The organism is Microbacterium sp. 4-7, assembly GCF_014332665.1.
Classification (GTDB): Bacteria; Actinomycetota; Actinomycetes; order Actinomycetales; family Microbacteriaceae; genus Microbacterium.
The window spans coordinates 122007-135379 of sequence record NZ_MCRH01000008.1 but is presented as its reverse complement, the minus strand read 5'-3'; the positions used below and the strand labels follow the sequence as shown (position 1 = coordinate 135379).

The 13373-nt window shown below is 68.4% G+C and carries 11 protein-coding genes; 6 read left to right on the top strand and 5 right to left on the bottom strand.

The window, feature by feature from the left end; all coding sequences use genetic code 11:
• The first annotated feature begins 36 nt into the window (after window positions 1-36).
• The 5 genes from BEP68_RS17100 to BEP68_RS17080 all read left to right on the top strand — a co-directional run bounded on the left by BEP68_RS17100 (window position 37) and on the right by BEP68_RS17080 (window position 5928).
• Window positions 37-1083, top strand: a complete 1047-nt coding sequence (locus BEP68_RS17100) for a LacI family DNA-binding transcriptional regulator (protein ID WP_187250673.1) — start codon at window positions 37-39, stop codon at window positions 1081-1083.
• A gap of 93 nt (window positions 1084-1176) precedes the next feature.
• Window positions 1177-2514: an extracellular solute-binding protein gene (locus BEP68_RS17095; RefSeq protein ID WP_053099262.1), complete on the top strand. Its 1338-nt coding sequence runs from the start codon at window positions 1177-1179 to the stop codon at window positions 2512-2514.
• Window positions 2511-3461, top strand: coding sequence for a carbohydrate ABC transporter permease (locus BEP68_RS17090; protein ID WP_053097910.1), 951 nt, complete (start codon window positions 2511-2513; stop codon window positions 3459-3461). Before BEP68_RS17095 ends, BEP68_RS17090 begins: the two co-directional genes overlap by 4 nt.
• Complete coding sequence (locus BEP68_RS17085; protein ID WP_053097912.1) at window positions 3461-4366, top strand: carbohydrate ABC transporter permease; 906 nt, start codon at window positions 3461-3463, stop codon at window positions 4364-4366. Before BEP68_RS17090 ends, BEP68_RS17085 begins: the two co-directional genes overlap by 1 nt.
• 38 nt (window positions 4367-4404) lie before the next feature.
• The gene (locus BEP68_RS17080; RefSeq protein WP_187250672.1) at window positions 4405-5928 is read left to right on the top strand and encodes an alpha-N-arabinofuranosidase; all 1524 of its coding nucleotides are present in this window, start codon (window positions 4405-4407) and stop codon (window positions 5926-5928) included.
• A 191-nt stretch (window positions 5929-6119) separates the two neighbouring features.
• Here BEP68_RS17080 and BEP68_RS17075 read toward each other — a convergent pair whose 3' ends face one another.
• Window positions 6120-8282: an LPXTG cell wall anchor domain-containing protein gene (locus BEP68_RS17075; protein ID WP_187250671.1), complete on the bottom strand. Its 2163-nt coding sequence runs from the start codon at window positions 8280-8282 to the stop codon at window positions 6120-6122.
• 305 nt (window positions 8283-8587) lie between these two features.
• Between BEP68_RS17075 and BEP68_RS17070 the strand changes: the two genes are divergently transcribed.
• On the top strand, window positions 8588-9019 hold the full coding sequence (locus tag BEP68_RS17070) for an META domain-containing protein (protein ID WP_187250670.1): 432 nt from the start codon (window positions 8588-8590) through the stop codon (window positions 9017-9019).
• Between the two features lie 71 nt (window positions 9020-9090).
• Here BEP68_RS17070 and BEP68_RS17065 read toward each other — a convergent pair whose 3' ends face one another.
• From BEP68_RS17065 to BEP68_RS17050, 4 genes are read right to left on the bottom strand one after another with little or no spacing between them, the layout of a single operon-like run.
• Window positions 9091-10224, bottom strand: a complete 1134-nt coding sequence (locus tag BEP68_RS17065; RefSeq protein ID WP_187250669.1) for a bifunctional 2-methylcitrate synthase/citrate synthase — start codon at window positions 10222-10224, stop codon at window positions 9091-9093.
• 2 nt (window positions 10225-10226) lie between these two features.
• Window positions 10227-11129: a methylisocitrate lyase gene (prpB, locus tag BEP68_RS17060; protein ID WP_187250668.1), complete on the bottom strand. Its 903-nt coding sequence runs from the start codon at window positions 11127-11129 to the stop codon at window positions 10227-10229.
• The gene (locus BEP68_RS17055; RefSeq protein WP_187250667.1) at window positions 11129-12655 is read right to left on the bottom strand and encodes an MmgE/PrpD family protein; all 1527 of its coding nucleotides are present in this window, start codon (window positions 12653-12655) and stop codon (window positions 11129-11131) included. The genes prpB and BEP68_RS17055 overlap by 1 nt, the downstream gene beginning before the upstream one ends.
• A complete protein-coding gene (locus BEP68_RS17050; RefSeq protein ID WP_056280558.1) occupies window positions 12652-13320 on the bottom strand; it encodes a GntR family transcriptional regulator in 669 nt (222 codons plus the stop codon). The genes BEP68_RS17055 and BEP68_RS17050 overlap by 4 nt, the downstream gene beginning before the upstream one ends.
• Window positions 13321-13373 lie beyond the last annotated feature (53 nt).

Below are 13373 nucleotides of genomic sequence, written 5' to 3'. Positions count from 1 at the left end.
CACCGCGCTCGGCATGCGCATGGATAGGCTGACCGGATGACTGCGATGCCGCCGCCGCGCGCGACGATGAAGGACGTCGCCGCACTTGCCGGCGTCTCACCCAAGACGGTCTCGAACGTCGTCACCGGCACGGTCGCCGTTCGCGAGGCGACGAGGCTCAGGGTCGAGTCGGCGATGGTGGAGCTCGACTTCGTGCCCAACCTCAACGCCCGCGGGCTCCGCAAGGGCCGCTCGGGCATCATCGCCGTGGCCCTGCCCGACCTCGCCACCGCGTTCTCGGCCGAGCTGATGCATCGCATCGTCGACGCTGCGCACGATCGGGGCCTGGCGGTGCAGATCGAGGAGACCGCGACCGATCCCGAACGCGAGCGGGAGCTCGTCTCGCGCGCTCGCGCGCACCTGGTCGACGGGCTGATCCTGAACCCCATCCGCCTCGAGGACAGCGTGCTGAAGTACGCCGACCGGCTGCCCCCGCTCGTCGTGCTCGGGGAGGTCGAGCAGAACAGGGCCGACCACGTGCGGATCGACAGTCGCCGCGCCGCCGCTGACGTGACCCGGCATGTGCTGTCTCGCGGGGCGACCCGCATCGCGGTGATCGGCGCCGATGACGACGCGGCGGTCGCGACCGCCACAGGTCGCCTGCGACTCGAGGGCGTGCACGACGCGCTGCGAGAGGTCGGCATCCCGCGCGACACCGCTCTCGAGATCAACCCGATGCCGTGGTCGATGACGGGTGGGGCGGATGGCGTCGCCACGCTGTTCCGGCGGGGTGTGGCATTCGACGCGATCATCGCCTTCACCGACTCGCTCGCGCTCGGAGCGCTGCACGCGCTGCACGATCACGGCGTGAGCGTGCCGGACGATGTGATCGTGACGGGCTTCGACGATGTCGAGTTCTCGCGGTACACGTCGCCCTCGCTCACGACGATCGCCTTCGATCGTCGCGCGTTCGCCGACGCGGCCCTCACGCTGCTCGAGTCGCGCATGGACGACCGCTCCGCTCCCCCGCGCGCGCTCACCCTCTCGCATCATCTGCTCGAGCGCGACAGCACGCGGGGCACCCCGCGCGGCTACCGCCCCTGACGCGGCCCGGAAGCATCGGCTCACTCTTGCGCCGCTGATTACATCGATGTAATGATGTACCCCGACCCCGCCCGCTGTCACGAAGGAGTGACGATGACGCCCCCGCTCGATATGTCCAGACGGCAGTTCCTGACTGCCGCCTCCGTCACGGCCGCCGCGGCGCTGCTCGCCGGCTGCGCCCCCGGAACAGTCCCGGGCTCGAACACCACGACCCTCCAGTTCTGGCATCTGCTCTCGGGTGGCGACGGCGTCACCATGTCGCAACTGCTCGACACCGCGAACGCGGCGCAGAACGCGTACCGCATCCGCCCCACCGTGCTCGCCTGGGGCACCCCGTACTACACGAAGCTCGCGATGGCGGGCGCCGGTGGCCGCGCCCCCGACGTCGCGATCATGCACGCCACCCGCACGGTCGGCTGGGCCCCCGGCGGTCTGCTCGACCCGTGGGATCTCGACCGACTGGCAGACCTCGGCGTCGACGCCTCGACGTTCCCGAAGCCCATCTGGGAGAAGGGCTTCGTCGGCGAGAACATGTACAGCGTCGCGCTCGACGCGCATCCGTTCGTCGCGATGTTCAACACCGACATCTGCGATGCCGCCGGAGTGCTCGACAGCGACGGTCGCCTCGCAGAGACGTCGTCTCCCGAGGAGTTCGTCGAGCAGCTGCGCACGATCGGCGGCAAAGCCGACGGCCACGCGCTGTCGTACGGATATCTCGGCGACGGCGCGCAGATGTGGCGCCTCTTCTACACCTTCTACTCGCAGCACGGCGGTGCGATGGAGCTGCCCGCCGGCGGCAAGGCCGTGATCGACAAGGATGCCGCGGTCGAGTCCCTCTCGCTCATGCGCACTCTGCTCGACGGCGAGATCGCCCTCGCCCAGGCCGACTACGGCAGCGCCGTCGCCGAGTTCGCGACCGGCAAGAGCGGCATGCTGTTCACCGGCGTCTGGGAGCTCCGCACCATGCAGAACGCGGAGATCCCGTTCGATGCGACCATGATCCCCACGCTCTACGGCACCCCGGCGGTCTACGCCGACTCGCACTCGTTCGTGCTGCCGCATCAGACCAACGCCGACGAGAAGAAGCGCGACCTGACGTACCAGTTCGTCGCCGACATGCTCAAGGGCTCGTTCGGCTGGGCCGAGGCCGGGCACATCCCCGCCTTCCTGCCGGTCACCGAGTCCCCCGAGTACGCCGATCTCGTCCCCCAGGCCCACTACGCCGAGGCCGCGCAGCACGTCGTGTACGACCCCACCGCGTGGTTCACCGGATCGGGCTCCAACTTCCAGGGCGAGTTCGGCGCCGCGGTGCAGGGCGTCCTGCTGTCGGGCGATGACCCCGCGGCGGCGATCGACCGGTTCGAGGCACGGGTGAACACCCTGCTCCGTCAGCCCAACCCGGCAGACCCCGAGGGGACGTTCGCATCATGACCACGGCAACCGACTCCACGCGCACCATCGTCACCGGCTCCAAGGCCGCCATCCCGATCCGTCGCGCCGGCTCCCGCAACCGCGAGCAGCTCATCAGCTGGGCGTTCCTCGCTCCGTTCCTGCTCGCGTTCGTGCTGTTCCTCGCCTGGCCGATCGTGCACGGCATCATCCTCAGCTTCACCGACCAATCGCTCACGGGCGCCGGCGGCTCCTTCATCGGATTCGCGAACTACGCCGAGGCGCTGACGGATCCGAAGATGTGGCAGTCGATGGGCAATACGGTGTGGTTCACCCTGCTGTCCACTGTGCCGCTCGTCGTGATCGCTCTGCTGATGGCGGCGCTCGTCGACCGCGGCATCCCGGGTCAGTGGCTGTGGCGACTGTCGTTCTTCATGCCGTACCTGCTCGCCTCGACCGTGATCTCGCAGATCTGGGTGTGGATCTTCAACCCGCAGATCGGTGCCGCGAACAACATCCTCGAGTTCTTCGGTCTCGAGCCGCTCGCCTGGCTCCAGAATCCCGACACCAACATGCTGTCGATCGTGATCGCCACCGTCTGGTGGACGGTCGGATTCAACTTCCTGCTGTACCTCGCGGCGATGCAGAACATCCCGCCGCAGCAGTACGAGGCGGCATCGCTCGACGGCGCGGGGCCGTGGCGCCAGTTCTGGTCGATCACTCTTCCGCAGCTGGGACCGGCGACCGTCCTGATCCTGATCCTGCAGATCCTGGCGTCGCTCAAGCTCTTCGATCAGGCGTACCAGATGCTCGGCGGTGTCGCGAGTGACACGACCCGCTCGATCGTCCAGTACATCTACGAAGCCGGCTTCGTCAGTTACCGATTCGGCTACTCGGCCGCGATCTCCTATGTGTTCTTCGCCCTCATCGTCATCATCGGCGTCGCGCAGGCTCTGATCACGCGCCGCCGGAAGGAGTCGCAGCTGTGATGTCCACCGCCACTCTCACCGAGACCATCACCACGACCAAGCCCGCGCGGGCCCGTCGCCCGCACCTGCCGGGCGAGAAGCCGTTCGGCGTGCTGCGCATCAGCGCACTCGTCGTTCTCATCGTCCTGGCGGTCGGCTGGCTGCTGCCCTTCCTCTGGGCGATCGCGACGGCGTTCAAGACCGAGACGGATGCCGCCAGCGGCGACCCGTCCTGGATCGGCGCCTCGGGCCCGACGATCGAGGCGTTCACCGCGATCCTGTCGCAGGGCAACGTCTACACCTGGGCGTTCAACAGCCTGTGGACGTCGATCGCCGTGACCCTGATCACGCTCACGATCTCGGCATTGGCCGCCTACGCCTTCTCCCGGCTCGACTTCACCGGTCGCAAGTGGCTGTTCGTCGCCATCATCGCCTCGATCGTCGTGCCGCCGCAGGTGCTCATCATCCCGCTGTTCTACGAGATGCTCGCGTTCAACATGATCGACACCTACTGGGGCCTGATCCTGCCGCAGGTCGTGGCGCCTGCCATGGTGTTCATCCTGAAGCGCTTCTTCGACGCGATCCCGATCGAGCTCGAAGACGCCGCCCGGGTCGACGGCGCCAGCCGACTGCGCATCTTCTGGTCGATCGTGCTGCCGCTGTCGCGCCCGATCCTGGCATCCGTCGCGATCTTCGTGTTCATCGGCGCCTGGAACAACTTCCTCTGGCCGTTCCTCGTCATCAACGACACCACGCTGATGACGCTGCCGGTCGGCCTCCAGACGGTGATCAGCGCCTACGGCGTGCAGTACGCCCAGGTGATGGCTCAGGCCGTGCTGGCGGCGCTGCCGTTGATCATCGTGTTCATCATCTTCCAGAAGCAGATCGTCAAGGGCGTCGCGACCAGCGGCTTCGGCGGTCAGTAGTCCCCCACCCGGCTCGAGAGCCAGAAACAAGGAGAGCAATGTCTCAGGCCCGCATCACCATCGATCGCGACTTCACCATCGCCGACGTCCCCCGGAGGCTCTTCGGGTCGTTCGTCGAGCACATGGGGCGCTGCGTGTACACCGGCATCTACGAACCGGGGCACCCGCAGGCCGACGAGCGCGGCTTCCGTCAGGACGTCCTCGCCCTGGTGAAGGAGATGGGTCCGACCGTGGTCCGATACCCGGGAGGCAACTTCGTCTCGGGCTACCGCTGGGAAGACGGGGTGGGCCCGGTCGAAGACCGCCCGGTGCGCATCGACGGCGCCTGGCACACGATCGAGACCAACGCCTTCGGCCTGCACGAGTTCATGGACTGGGCGAAGGATGCCGACGTCGAGGTCATGGAGGCCATCAACCTCGGCACCCGGGGTGTCGAGGAGGCCAGGTCGCTCGTGGAGTACGCCAACCACCCGGGCGGCACGTACTGGTCGGACCTTCGCCGCAAGAACGGTGCCGAGCAGCCCTTCGACATCAAGCTGTGGTGCCTGGGCAACGAGCTCGACGGCCCCTGGCAGATCGGCGGCAAGACCGCGACGGAGTACGGGCGGCTGGCGCAGGAGTCGGCCAAGGCCATGAAGCTCGTCGACCCGACGATCGAGCTCGTCGCCGTCGGCTCGTCCGGCCGGTCGATGCCGACGTTCGGCACCTGGGAGCACACGGTGCTCACTCACGCGTACGACGAGGTCGACTTCATCTCGATGCACGCGTATTACCAGGAGCATGACGGCGACGCCGAGTCGTTCCTCGCGGAGTCGGTCGACATGGATGCGTTCATCGACGGCGTCATCGCGACGATCGATGCGGTGAAGGCGGCGGGCAAGCACACGAAGCAGGTCGACATCTCGTTCGACGAGTGGAACGTGTGGGACCAGGTGAAGTTCAACGACGTCGAGTCGGTCGAGATCGCGAAGGCCGGGTGGAAGAAGCACCCGCGCCTGATCGAGGACACCTACAACGTGACGGATGCCGTCGTCGTGGGCACGCTGCTCAACAGCCTGCTGCGTCATGGCGATCGCGTGAAGATCGCGAACCAGGCGCAGCTCGTGAACGTGATCGCGCCGATCCGCTCGGAGGAGAACGGTCCGGCCTGGCGTCAGACGAGCTTCTGGCCCTTCGAGCGCATGGCCCGTCTCGCCAAGGGCCGCATCCTGCGCCTCGCGGTGTCGGCTCCGCAGATCGAGACGAAGCGCTACGGCGGGGTCGACTCGGTCGATGCCGCGGCCACGTGGGACGAGGAGACCGGACGAGTCGTGGTCTTCGTCGCGAACCGCTCGCTGACCGAAGAGAGCGACCTGACCGTCGAGCTGCGCGGCCTGACCGGCCTCCGCGTCGTGAACGCCGAGACGCTGACGATCCCCGAGGGCGGCGACCGTCGCACCGCGAACCTCGAGACCACGCAGGATGCCGTGCACATGGTGCCGCTCGGCGCCGCCGAGGTCGTCGACGGGTCGGTGCGTGCGACGCTGCCGCCGCTGTCATGGTCGGTGATCGAGCTCGCCTGAGGTTCGGCTCGACAGGAGAGGGCCCGGCATCGGATTCCGATGTCGGGCCTTCTGCGTGTCCGGCATCCCGCGCGCCTGCACCACGAAGCACCCCGCAGACGCGAAGAAGCCCGGTATCGATCGATACCGGGCTTCTCAGCGATGGGGTTCACGGCCGAGGCCGGTCACTCCGTCAGATCGTGATCAGGCGATCAGCTCTGAATCTGCTGGCGACGACGCACGACCAGCAGCAGTCCGCCCGAGAGCAGGGCGAGCGCGATGGCTCCGGCCGTCAGCGGGACGAGCATGTCGGAACCGGTCGCGGCGAGACCGCCGTCACCCGGGGCGGCTGCGCCACCCTCACCGGGAGCGGGAGCGGCTCCGCCACCGCCGGCGACCGGTGCGGCGAGAACAGCGAACGCCAGGTCGGTCGGAGCCGACGAGACGCCGTCGATGGCCTGCGTGGCCGAGACCGTGTAGGTGCCCGACTCGAGAGCCGCACCGAAGTCGACGCTCCAGGCGCCGTCCTCGACAGTGGCCGTGAACGTGCCGCTCGCCGCGGCGAAGGCGCCCGCGAGGGCCGCCGTGTTCGCCGTGGTCGGCTCGGCGCCGGTGAGCTTCACCGTCACGGTCGCTCCGTCGATGCCCGAGCCGGCGAGCCCGGAAGGACCGTCGTTGTGGGCGAACTCCGCGCCGTTCGCGACCGAGGTCACGGCCGGCGAGACGGGGATGACCGAGAACGACGAGGTGGCCTCAGGCGAGACCTCGTCTTCGCCGTCGATCGTGCGGGTCTGCGTCACGACGACGCTGTGCGAGCCGTACTCGAGGGTGAGTCCGTCGACGGTCCAGGAACCGTCTGCGGCGACCTCGGTGGTGCCGAGCACGTCATCGGTCTGGGCGTCGGTCACCGTGATGGCGGTGGTCGGCAGGCCGGTGCCGCTGATCGCGGTGACCGTCTCGTTGACGGTCGATCCGTCGGCGGGCGAGGTGATGACCGGCGCGACCAGCGGGGCCGGCACGACCTTCACGTCGAGCGTGACGGTCTCGGAGGAGCTGAAGCCGGTGCGGGCACGGACCGAGATGGTCTGCTCGCCGAGCTCGACCGGGCCGACCACCGAGAACGCGCCGTCGACGACGCGGACGGTCTGGTCTGCGCCGAAGCCGCTGACCGTGACCTTCTCCGCGCCGGGAGCGGTTCCGGTGATGGCCGTTCCGGGCTGCACCTCGGCGCCATCGGTCGGGCTGGTGACGACCGGTGCGTCGAGGTCGAGAGCGACCTGGTAGCCACCCGTCTTCGGCAGGGCGGTCACAAGCGATGCCGCCCAGGTGAACTGCTCCTGGGTCTCGGTCGCTTCCGTGCCACCGCTGATGAGGCCGACGGCCGCATTGCCCTGGATGACCGATCCACCGGAGTCTCCGGGGCCTGCGAGCGTGTTGCTCGAGAAGCCCTGCACCCAGTGACCGTCGATGTTGGCCCATCCGTCGAGGATGTCGTCGCTGGCGACGACGCCGGTGGTGAAGCCGGTCGTGCGACCGCTCTTCGAGACCTCGCCGAGCGTCGGTGCCGCGACGGACTTGATCTCGATGACGCTGTCTGCGAGCGAGCTCAGCGAGTCGCCGGCAGTGGTCCAGTCGGTGACCGCCGGTACCGGGTTCCAGCCTGCGGCCTCGTTGATGTCGATGGTCGAGATGTCCGTCGCGGTGGTGTCGCCGTTCGAACCGAGGCCGCCGTCGCCGCCGCCGAACTGAGCGAAGCCGAACGTACCGAGCAGGTCGATCGTGGCCGGCAGCGCGGTCTGGGTGCCACCGGCTGCGTCTTCGCTGCTGGGAACGGTCAGCGTGGTGTCGCGGAGCGGCTCGCCGTCTTCATCGAACGCGCAGTGTCCGGCACTCAGGAGCGCCGGGTCGCCGGTGGGCGTGAAGGCCGCGAAGCCGATGGAGCACGACCAGGCGTTGCTCCCGGGCTCGCCGGCGACGAAGCTCTCGAGATCGGGGCTCACCGAGAGGTAGCCCTGACCGCCGACGATGTCGCCCTCGGCGAAGGACGAGAGTGCGGTGTCGACCTTGACGACGGATGCGTCGGTGACGCCGTTGTCGCTCGCGATCTGCGTGATCTCGGCGTCGCTCTTGCCGGTGTCGGCGGTGACGACGACGACGTTCTCGCCACCTGCGGTCTGACCGAGCGCGACCATGTCGGTGTCGGCCTCGGCCAGGTCCGCCTTCGTGTTCAGCACCTGGGCAGGAGCGTCCTGTCCGGGTGCTTCTGCGGAGTCGTCCGCGAACGCCACAGGCGCTCCGAGGAAGAGCCCCGAGAGGGCGAGCGTGGTGGCGGCCGTCAGCGCCAGTGGGCGGCGGCCTGTCACTCTGTGCTTCATGTGATGTATGTCCTTGCTGGTCACGGATCGTCAGTCAGTTTCATAGTCGGCAGTGTGCTGTGCACACAGAACCGTTCGCCTCCCGGTGGAGGCGTGAACTGCGACGCTGGCCCCCCGACAAGCAGGATCCTGTTCGTCGAGACGAGTAGGGATCTCCAGAAGCGTACCCAGTAAATCCACAGAATGGGGAAATTGTTTACCAGAATTTCGCCTCTTGACCTGGCCCTCTCGTTTGCGATACGGCAGGACGACCGCCCGCCGCACAACGGATTGCGTTCGCAGACGACACGGTTACCATGGCCACCATGAGCACCCACCGCAGAGCACGCACCCTCGTCGGCCTCGCGATCCTGGGAGCCTTCGCCGTGATGGGCGCAGCCTGCGCGACCGGCGGCCCCAGCAGTGCGCCGACGTCGAGCGCCGACCCGAACGGCGAAGACAGCGCCGTCGTCGAGAAGCTCGTCGGACTGTGGGGAGAGGATGCCTCCGGTCAGCCGCACCTCGAGTTCACCGCCGACGGCGAGGTGCACGGCAGTGACGGCTGCAACGGCATCACGACGACCTACTCGGTGAACGGCGACCATGTCGATCTCGCCCGATTCGCCTCGACGCTGAAGGCGTGCCCCGGAGTGGACGGCTGGATGCGGGGCGTGCGTGCGGTCGAGATCGACGGCGACGTCCTCGTGATCAAGGACGCGTCCGGCACGGAGCTGGGCACCCTCCCGCGCGCGAGCTGACGTCGCGCCGCGGAGTGCGGCATCCGATCCGGCGACCGACCCGGGTTCGTCGACCCGGGCCGGTGCGCCGATCAGTTCTCGATGTGGCGTTCGTCGACGCCGTCGTAGAACGACAGCGGGCGGATCAGAGCGTTCGCACCGGCCTGTTCGATGATGTGCGCCGTCCACCCTGTGACCCGCGCCGCGACGAACAGCGGCGTGAAGGTGAGGGTGTCGAAGCCGATGAGGTTGTAGGCAGGACCCGACGGGTAGTCGAGGTTCGGGTAGATGCCCTTGCGCGCCACGAACTCCGACTCGAGAGCGTCGTACAGCTCTGCCACCTCCGCCTTGTCGTAGTGCTCGACCAGGGTGTCGAGCGCCGCCTTCATCGTCGGCACCCGCGAGTCGCCGCTCTTGTAGACGCGGTGCCCGAAGCCCATGATCTTGCGCTTCTCGGCCAGCGCCTTCTCGAGCCACGGCACGACGTTCGAGGCCTCGCCGATCTCGTCGAAGATGTGCAGCACAGCCTCATTGGCGCCGCCGTGCAGCGGCCCCTTGAGCGCGCCGATCGCCCCGACCACCGCCGAGTAGAGGTCGCTGAGGGTGGAGGTGATCACGCGGGCCGTGAACGTCGAGGCGTTGAACGAGTGCTCGGCATACAGGATCATCGAGCGGTTGAACGCGTCGACGACCACAGGATCGGGCTCCTCGCCGAACGTCATCCAGAGGAAGTTCGCCGAGTAGTCGAGGTCGTCGCGCGGCGCGATCGTCTCCTGCCCCCGGCGGCGGCGCTGACCGTACGCGACGATCGCGGGGAGAGCGGCGAACAGACGGATGCTGCGCTCGAGGTTCTCCTCCGGGCTGCCGCCGGCATCGAGCACCGATCCGCCCGCGTTCGTGTCGGAGGCACCGATCAGGCTGACCGCCGTGCGCACCTCGTCCATCGGATGCGCGTCGAGCGGAACCAGGTCGATCGCGGTCTTCACGCTGTCGGTCAGAGCGCGATGGAGGCGCTCCTCCGCGCGGAAAGCGGCCAGCTCGTCGGCCGTCGGCAACTCGCCGTGCCACAGCAGGTAGGCCACCGCCTCGAAAGGCTGGGTCGCCGCCAGCTCCTGCACGGGATAACCGCGGTAGAGCAGGCTGTTCGTCTCGGGGTTGACCTTCGAGATCGCGGTCGTGTCGACGACGACCCCGGCGAGGCCCTTCTTGATGTCCGGCTCGGTCATGCTCACTCCTTCGTGACGGTGAAGCCTGCGACGCCGGAGTCGAACTGCTTGTAGGACTCGTAGTCGATCAGGTCGTAGAGATCGGCACGGTGCTGCATCTCACCGAGCTTCGAGGTGAGGTGCCCCTCCTCGTTCAGCGTATCGAGCGCACCGCCCGCCGCGCCCATCGCGATGCGCAGCAGCGACACCGGCCAGATGACCATGTTCACACCGGCATCCCGCAACTGGTCGACCGAGAACAGATCGCTCTTGCCGAATTCGGTCATGTTGGCGAGGATCGGCACGTCGAGCGCATTCGCCATCGCCTCGAACTCGCCGAGGGTGCGCATCGCCTCGGGGAAGACGGCATCCGCCCCGGCATCCACCAGCGCCTTCGCACGATCGATCGCGGACTCGAGTCCCTCGACCGCGCGGATGTCGGTGCGCGCCATGATGAGGAAGTTCGGGTCGCGTCGAGCGTCGGCGGCGGCGCGGATGCGACGGATCGCCGTGCTCTCGTCGACGACGCTCTTGCCGTCGAGGTGGCCGCAACGCTTCGGGTTGATCTGGTCTTCGATGTGCGTGCCGGCGAGGCCGGCATCCTCGAGCTCCTGGATCGTGCGGGCGACGTTCATCGGCTCGCCGAAACCGGTGTCGGCGTCGACGATCGCGGGGATGTCGGTCATCCGCGCGATCTGCTTGGCCCGACCGGCGACCTCGGTCAGCGTGGTGAGGCCGATGTCGGGCACCCCGAGGTCGGCAGAGAGCACCGCACCCGAGATGTAGACCCCGTCGAAGCCCTTTCGCTCGATCAGTCGGGCGCTCAGCGGATTGAACGCGCCGGGGAAGCGCAGCAGCTCGCCACTCGCGAGCCGTTCGCGGAACAGACGGCGCTTCTCGGCCGGGGTGACGTGCGAATACAGCATCAGAACAGGCCCTTCGGGGCATCGGCGCCCTCGAGCAGGCCGGGCTTCGCGATGATCGACAGCTCGCCGACCTCCGCGGCCGTGAGCTCGGGCAGACGCTGCACGAGCTCGAGGAACCGCTCGATCTCCGCGGGCTCGAGCACGGGCTCGGCCAGCAGGCGGAACTTCGCGATGTAGTTCTCACGGGCGAACGGACGAGCACCCAGCGGGTGCGCGTCCGCGACGGCGATCTCATCGACCACGGTCGTGCCGTCGGTGAGGCGGAACTCGACGCGCCCGCCGAACGCCTTCACGTCGGGGTCTTCGGAGTGGTAGCGGCGGGTCCACTCGGCATCCTCGGCCGTGGTGATCTTGTGCCACAGGGCGACCGTGTCTGCGCGACCGGCCCGCTCGGGGGTGTACGAATCGACGTGGTGCCAGCCGCCGTCCTGCAGCGCGACCGCGAAGATGTACGGGATCGAGTGGTCGAGCGTCTCACGGGATGCAGTGGGGTCGTACTTCTGCGGGTCGTTCGCACCCGAGCCGATCACATAGTGCGTGTGGTGGCTGGTGTGCAGCACGATGGCCTCGATGTTGGCGGGGTCGCGCAGCGCCGGATTCTCGGTGCCGAGCTTGCGGGCGAGGTCGATCCACGCCTGCGCCTGGTACTCGGCCGAGTGCTCCTTCGTGTACGAGTCGAGGATCGCGCGCTTCGCCTCGCCCGCGGCAGGAAGCGGCACCTCGTAGGCGGCGTCCTTGCCGTCGAGCATCCAGGCGATCACGCCGTCTTCGCCCTCGTAGATCGGCGCGGGACTCGTCTGACCGCGCATCGCCCGGTCGACCGCCTCGACGGCGAGCTTGCCGGCGAAGGCCGGGGCGTGCGCCTTCCAGGTCGAGATCTCGCCCTTGCGGCTCTGACGCGTGGCGGTGGTGGTGTGCAGGCCCTGACCGACGGCCTGGTAGATCGTCTCGACGTCGAGCCCGAGCAGCGTGCCGATGCCGGCGGCGGCCGACGGGCCGAGGTGCGCGACGTGGTCGATCTTGTGCTTGTGCAGGCAGATCGCGCGCACGAGGTCCATCTGGATCTCGTAGCCGGTGGCGATGCCGCGCAGCAGCGCGCGGCCGTCGGCCTGCACGTGCTGGGCGACGGCGAGGATCGGCGGGATGTTGTCGCCCGGGTGCGAGTACTCGGCCGCGAGGAACGTGTCGTGATAGTCGAGCTCGCGCACGGCCACGCCGTTGGCCCACGCCGCCCACTCGGGGCTGGTGCGGTTGTCGAGCGCCGCGCCGAAGACCGTGGCGCCGATGCCGCCGGTCGAGACGGGGTGGCTGAACGCCTGGGTGCGAGCCGCGTTGATGGGCCCGCGGGTGAGGGATGCCGCGGCCACCGACGCGTTGTCGATGATGCGGTTGATGATCATGTCGGTGACGTCCTGCTCGACCTCGACCGGGTCGGCGGCGACCTCGGCGATCTTCCAGGCGAGCTGGTCTTCGCGGGCGAGGTTCTCATCGCTGCGGTGGACGCGGACGTGGTGGGTGACGGTCATTTCACACCTTCTGGGTTGGCGGTCAGGGAGTCGAGGATGCCGGTCAGCGCATTGTGCAGATGCACGTGCGTGGCGTGGGCGGCGAGGTCGCCGTCTCGGGCGGCGAGGGCCTGCGCGATCGTTCGGTGCTCGGCGGCTGAGGCTGCGAGGCGGGCCGGCTTGTCGCGGGCCATGCGGCGGACTCGCACGAGGTGGGTGCGCACGGTGCGCAGGGCCGAGGCGATGTAGTCGTTGTCGACCGCACCGTCGAGAGCGGCATCGAAGCGGGCGATCAGGGCGTAGTACGCGTCGCGGCCCTCGACGGCGGTGAGGTCGACGTGCGCGAACTCGTCGGCGAGGGCGGCGAAGAGGGCGGCGTCACCCCGCTGGGCCGCGAGTCGGGCGGAGGTCTCTTCGAGCGCGCGGCGGATCTCGAACAGCGCGCGGATGTCGTCGGCATCCAGGTCGGCGACCACCGTCACGCGCGGCGACTGCTGCACGACGAGGCCGTCGGCGGCGAGGCGGCGCAGCGCTTCGCGCATCGGGGTGCGGCTGATGCCGAGGCGGGCGGCCTGCTCGACCTCGCCGAGCACGAACCCCGCGGGGAGGGCGCCGGACTGGATCTCCTCGAGCAGTGCGGCGTGGGCTCGATCGCCGGCGGTGATGCGATCGGCGACGGAGCTCATGCCCTCAGTGTATACACAAATACGTTTCGATGATCAGGGGCGCGGTTATCTGG

Excerpts from the sequence above, each read along its gene's own strand:
- BEP68_RS17100 (WP_187250673.1), top strand. The coding sequence starts at position 37 with ATGACTGCGATGCCGCCGCCGCGCGCGACGATGAAGGACGTCGCCGCA.
- BEP68_RS17095 (WP_053099262.1), top strand. The coding sequence starts at position 1,177 with ATGACGCCCCCGCTCGATATGTCCAGACGGCAGTTCCTGACTGCCGCC.
- BEP68_RS17090 (WP_053097910.1), top strand. The coding sequence starts at position 2,511 with ATGACCACGGCAACCGACTCCACGCGCACCATCGTCACCGGCTCCAAG.
- BEP68_RS17085 (WP_053097912.1), top strand. The coding sequence starts at position 3,461 with ATGTCCACCGCCACTCTCACCGAGACCATCACCACGACCAAGCCCGCG.
- BEP68_RS17080 (WP_187250672.1), top strand. The coding sequence starts at position 4,405 with ATGTCTCAGGCCCGCATCACCATCGATCGCGACTTCACCATCGCCGAC.
- BEP68_RS17075 (WP_187250671.1), bottom strand. The coding sequence starts at position 8,282 with ATGAAGCACAGAGTGACAGGCCGCCGCCCACTGGCGCTGACGGCCGCC.
- BEP68_RS17070 (WP_187250670.1), top strand. The coding sequence starts at position 8,588 with ATGAGCACCCACCGCAGAGCACGCACCCTCGTCGGCCTCGCGATCCTG.
- BEP68_RS17065 (WP_187250669.1), bottom strand. The coding sequence starts at position 10,224 with ATGACCGAGCCGGACATCAAGAAGGGCCTCGCCGGGGTCGTCGTCGAC.
- prpB (WP_187250668.1), bottom strand. The coding sequence starts at position 11,129 with ATGCTGTATTCGCACGTCACCCCGGCCGAGAAGCGCCGTCTGTTCCGC.
- BEP68_RS17055 (WP_187250667.1), bottom strand. The coding sequence starts at position 12,655 with ATGACCGTCACCCACCACGTCCGCGTCCACCGCAGCGATGAGAACCTC.
- BEP68_RS17050 (WP_056280558.1), bottom strand. The coding sequence starts at position 13,320 with ATGAGCTCCGTCGCCGATCGCATCACCGCCGGCGATCGAGCCCACGCC.